Raw genomic sequence first — 5,360 nt, 5'->3', positions numbered from 1 at the left:
CGTTGTTCTCCTCAACAGGACCTATCTTATCGGAGATAAACGACAAGCCCAAACCTACATTCTTACCAACAGGCGCATGACCAAAAAATGTCCCCGTAGTCGGAGCATCTTCAATCTCAACCCATTGCTTGCGATACAAAAGACCCATCGATAAACTCTCCTTCGATCCCGCATACGCCGGATTCATAACACTCATATTATACATGTATTGTGTATAGTGAGGGTCTTGCTGTGCCTGGACGTCCGTAAAACCAATAAAGGCTAATAACGCCGACAAATAAATTTTTTTCATGCTTGTTGCTGTTGTTATTGATTTAATATAAACACCGCCTCAGTTGAAGCGGTGTCTGTCAGACCACTTTTATAGTTCTTTATTGATGTAAATCCAACCCGTACGTGTCATTCCGTCTCCGGCTTCAATTACATAGAAATAGGTTCCGTCCGGCAACTCATTTCCGTTGCTTGATTGTCCGTGCCACTGGTTGGTGTAACCTGTCCCGTGCTGGTACACTTCTCTTCCGTAACGGTTCACAATGGTTAGCTTTTTAACATTAAGAGAGGTTAAGTCGAAAGCGTCGTTTTTCCCGTCACCATTTGGAGAAATTCCGTTCTGAATGTTACACGAAGTAGAATCAGCCGTAAAAGAAACCGATAGTGCACACGATCCTGAGCCATTGGCAACCGCCGTACAAGTATACGTTCCTGGTTGTGAAACACTTACCGATAATCCTGTTCCGATTACCGCTCCGGTACTGTTGGTCCAAGTGAACGCGGCATCATCAAAATCATAATCTCCGGTGGCAATCACATCCAAAACATAACTGCCTGCCTGGCATCCGCCCTGAACTCCAAATTCCGGTGTGGCAACAATCGTCACATTAAAACTGCTTTCATCGGTACAGGTATTAGGAGCGGTACCGTTTTCGGCGAATATGTAAATTGTTTGTGAGGTGGTTATTTCGTCTCCTGCGTTCAGCATTGCTCCTGTTGCGTTGGCTCCTGTATAGTAATTTCCGTTACTTAAAGGTTCCAGAACATAAACATCGCAGCTGGTTACATCGCTGAGAACAGGAACAACCGGATACGGCACAACGGTAAGTGTTGTGGATGCCGTATTGGAACATCCGGAAGCTGATGTTACCGTAACAGCATACGTTCCCTGCAATGTTGCGGTAATAGAAGCTGTTGTCTCCGCTAATGGATTTCCGTCTAACGTCCAGACAAATGTTACATCTGACAGATTAAAGTTAACAGGGGTCACACTTAACACTATCGAATTGCTTTCACAAATAGTGCTGTCCGGTGTTAGGGTAAAGTCCGGAATTAAATTCACTTTAATATCGAAACTGGTTACTTTGCGACATCCGGTTACATTGTCTTTAATCGCCGCATAAATGGTTTGCTGACCCGGTACCGTATTGGTAAAAAGACCTGTGGTGTCTATCGGGTTCACTTCATTATCGGCATCTTCCTGTGTTACATAATGTGTAATTGTATAGTCTGTAGGGCTTAAACTTCCCAGTAACAAACTGTTATTGGCAGTTAAATCAAATGGTGCGAAACTGTTTGTGCTGCAGGCTTCAAGTGTGTTAGGAGTTCCCGGCACAATCTGATTGTAAACCTCAATGACCACACTTCCGTTTTGAGCGCACGAACCGTTTATCATTTGAGCTGAAACGCTGTACGTTCCGCTTTCCGTAACCACAAGACTCGGGCCATTTTCTCCCGGAATTAAAACCCCATCCTGGAACCATTCAATAGTATAACCCGCCGGCGATAACCCGGTGTTAAGGGTATAACTTTCCTGGTCACATAGTGCCGTCCCCTGAGATATTAACAAGTCGTCTCCTAAGTCAAGGTCGCCGATAGAGAAACTTCCTCCTTTGATAAATACCGCAGAGTCGTAAATGTTGTCGTTTCTGTCTGCAATAACCAATTTAATGTGGTACAGGTTGTTTGGTGTTACCTGTGACTGCGCGGTCATAACGGTAGTCTGTCCGTTGAAATCGATGGCGGCCGAATCGGAATTAACGCCTCCGTTATACACGCCAAAGTAAGTCGGATTTTCCGAAGAACACCCTGTATTGTACTGATTGTCCCTGATGGTTACTACCGAAATAGGCGTGGTGGTTCCCGGCACTACCGCTAAGTTAGTGGTTACTCCGGTGGCAACATCCGTTAAGAAGAATGCAAAAGCATCAGAGAAACTACATTGGAAAGTACCGTATTCTTCAGAGGCAAATAAGAAATCAAAACTCATCTGATCGGCAATCGGCACGAAGTCGAACTCTAAAACCGAAGCATTGCGGTATTGTGTCAAACCGGTATCAATTCCCAATCCCTGTATATAGTTAAATAATTGTGTATCTCCAGGCCAAGCAGCATTTCCATCCCCTAAGGTAGAATCGTTAGGTCCCGGTGAAGACATGGCGTTTCCGGTAGACAGCACTATTCCGTCGGCAAATGGGAATGCCGATCCGTTTTGCTGGAAATATCCGATTCCGTTCGTGCTTCCGAAATTGCTTCCGGTTGACCAGGTAATGTTACTCACGGACGCACAAGGCGAACCAATCAACACATCCTGAACCAATTGCGGAACGGTATACTGTGTAATATTGGTCGCAATCGGAGGCAGTATGGTCGCCACACAAAGGTTAAAAGTAACGGATTGCGCACCTGCCAAAGAAGTGTATACACGGATTTTGTAAACCTGTCCGATCACTAAATTGTTAGCTATACTGTTATCCGGATCACTGCAATAAATTTGTGTTAAGGTATTACAGTCTGAACCTTGATACAAGGCGTGAACCATATTGGTTGTTGTTCCTATAATATTCAGCAATTTGATACTGTGAGTTGTTGCAGTTGCCGTAAATTCAAACCATACATCGTCGTCACTGTTTCCGACACAAGTACTGGCCGGTAAAGAGGCCGTAGCGCCTGTAACCGTTCCCGGTGTAACCAAAGTACACAAATTCGTTTGGTTCACCGGCACTACAATGGCTGTCGCACATTCGTCGTTTTCCGGTTTAGTGTAAATGTTAATCGGTCCTGAAATGGTACTGATATCTCCGGGTCCGCATAACGCTCTAACATAAAAAACATAAGCCGTTCCGGAAGGTAAATCAGTAAAAGTATAAGGATTCACAGACACTGTAAGTCCGACATCCGTAGCCCCTGGAGCCGGAGATCCTACAGGCAACATAAACACTTCCCATTCGGCAGCAGATCCGTTTTCAGTCCAGCCAACCGTAATGCTGTTTGTCGTTGAGGCAATCATCGTTAAATTCGTCGGTTTAGGACACGTTGGCGGAATACAATTCCCCATACCGGTATACAGCAATGAGTTTTGCGTTCCTGTTCCCGGTGGTTTGGTATATAAAACTTCGGTAAAAGGATCGATGATTGAAATACCAACCTCTGTTGCAAAACTTCCTCCGGCGTTCCAGAACAATTCAAACGGAATACCGTGACACAACGGAACCGTAATGTTAACCGGTCCTGTTCCCGTAGTGAACGTTGGCCCTAAGGTTGCAACTACAATACCGTTTTGGCGTACACTCATCGTATTGCCGTTCCATCCGTCGCCAAAAGTATCTGTCAAACTGAAGGTATAGTTACACTGGTTTATCGGATTACAAACTTTTGTACTGAAAACAACCGGTCCCACCCATTGACTTTGATTGGTAGCGGAACAATAGGCTCTTACATAAAACTCATATTGGGTTCCGGCCGTTAAATCTGTAACCGTAAATGGATTGGTACCTGCCGGAATAATAGTACTCGCGCCCGTTGGTGCACCAGATCCTGGTGCCTGAACTACTATTTCCCATGCCGTTTCCGCAAAACCAGGTGTCCAGGATAACGTAGCTGTGGTATCGGTCGAACTCACAAATGTTGGCACCATAGGCTCCGGACATGCCGGCATGTCTTCAATGATTACATTATCGATATACAAACGCCATCCGTCTAATCCTCCAGGCGGTACATGCCATGCAATATGCACGTTACCCGTATAAGGCGTATTGGTTGCGTCTACTAAGTTTACGATTTTCTGTATGTATGTAATGTTGTTGTACGATGCCAGCGGAACCAACGTTTCCGTGAAGTTGGCCGTTGCCGGTCCTGTGGTTGACAATACTACTCTGAAATCGTTAGGCTCGGTAGCCGACTGTACTCTGTAGTGGAATTTCAAACGTTTTGGTCCCGGTGTAGCGCTTAAATTAAGTGTTGGGGAGATCAACCAGTCGTCGTTGGCACCTGCATTAAAATCGGTTAACAACATTGCCGCCTGGTTCCCTTCAAACGGATTGGTGGCGTAATCCATGTTCCACATATCTGTGTCGCCATTCGCGTTAACCACTGTCCAACACTGTTGTGTTGGAGATGTAGAGTTAAACCCTTCCTGGAACGGAACGTTGATAACAGAACACAAAGTTGTGAAGGTTTTTGGTCCTATCCAGATACTATTGTCAGAAGCAGAACATACTGCTCTTACCCAATATTCATAGGTAGTAGCCGGTGTTAACGGTACTAACGCACTATTAGTTGTTGCAACATAAGGGTTTGACGCGGCAGATAAACCTGTACTTCCTGCTGTAGGAGCTCCAGCTCCCGGTGCCTGAATAATAACCTCCCAAGTTGTCTCGGTAAGGCCCGGTGTCCAGGACAGAGTTGCCGTTGTATCGGTAGTTCCGTTTACAAGTAAATTGGACGGTGCCGGACACGTTGGTGGTGGTGCACACGTTACCGTAGCATCCCATCCCGCTGCCTGCGTAGTCGCATTCGAAGTAAAGACAAAGGTTAAACATCCTCCGTTGATAATATTCGCTGATATCGGCGCCGGAACCGTTGTTCCCGATAAGGTCGCCAATAAAGGATACGTCGCATTAGGACCGTCATAAACTCTTAAGAAATCGGTATTGAGCTGCGTATTGAAAGTAGCAAAACTTACCGTTACAATATCTCCTGGGTTTGCAGGACATATTAAGGTTGTAACGTTTGCATTAGCCGGATAATTAGCTGCTGCACCTCCCGGATCATAGAAATGAGTTCCGGTACAATAGTTTATCGGCATGGTAAAGTTCGTTGCCGCTGTCCAGTTTCCGGTTACCCCGCCACAATTGGATCGCACATAAAAAGCATATTGCGCACCTGCCACTAATCCCGTTGTAACGTTAAAAGGATTACTTGTTACAGCGGTATAAGTCGGTACGCCTGTTGGTGTTCCCGGTAAAGCAACGATTTCCACATCAAATGAAGGTACACTTCCCGGGTTGGCCCAGGATAACTGTGCGGTAGTCTGCCCGGTTGGTGTCGCCACCGGTGTGGTTACATCCGGACAGGTTTGAACGATTTCA

At 45.7% G+C, this 5,360-nt stretch carries 2 protein-coding genes; both read right to left on the bottom strand.

Annotated features, from left to right (window positions below; all coding sequences use genetic code 11):
* On the bottom strand, positions 1-292 hold a 292-nt coding region (locus G498_RS14970; protein WP_035754205.1), incomplete at its 3' end, for a PorP/SprF family type IX secretion system membrane protein.
* 69 nt (positions 293-361) lie between these two features.
* Positions 362-5,360 (bottom strand): choice-of-anchor L domain-containing protein (locus tag G498_RS14965; protein ID WP_035754203.1); only part of this gene is annotated, 4,999 nt, incomplete at its 5' end.

The organism is Flavobacterium suncheonense GH29-5 = DSM 17707 (assembly GCF_000430025.1).
Lineage (GTDB): Bacteria > Bacteroidota > Bacteroidia > Flavobacteriales > Flavobacteriaceae > Flavobacterium > Flavobacterium suncheonense.
Note: the sequence above shows the minus strand (reverse complement) of the source record. Positions and strands in the feature narration are given on the sequence as shown.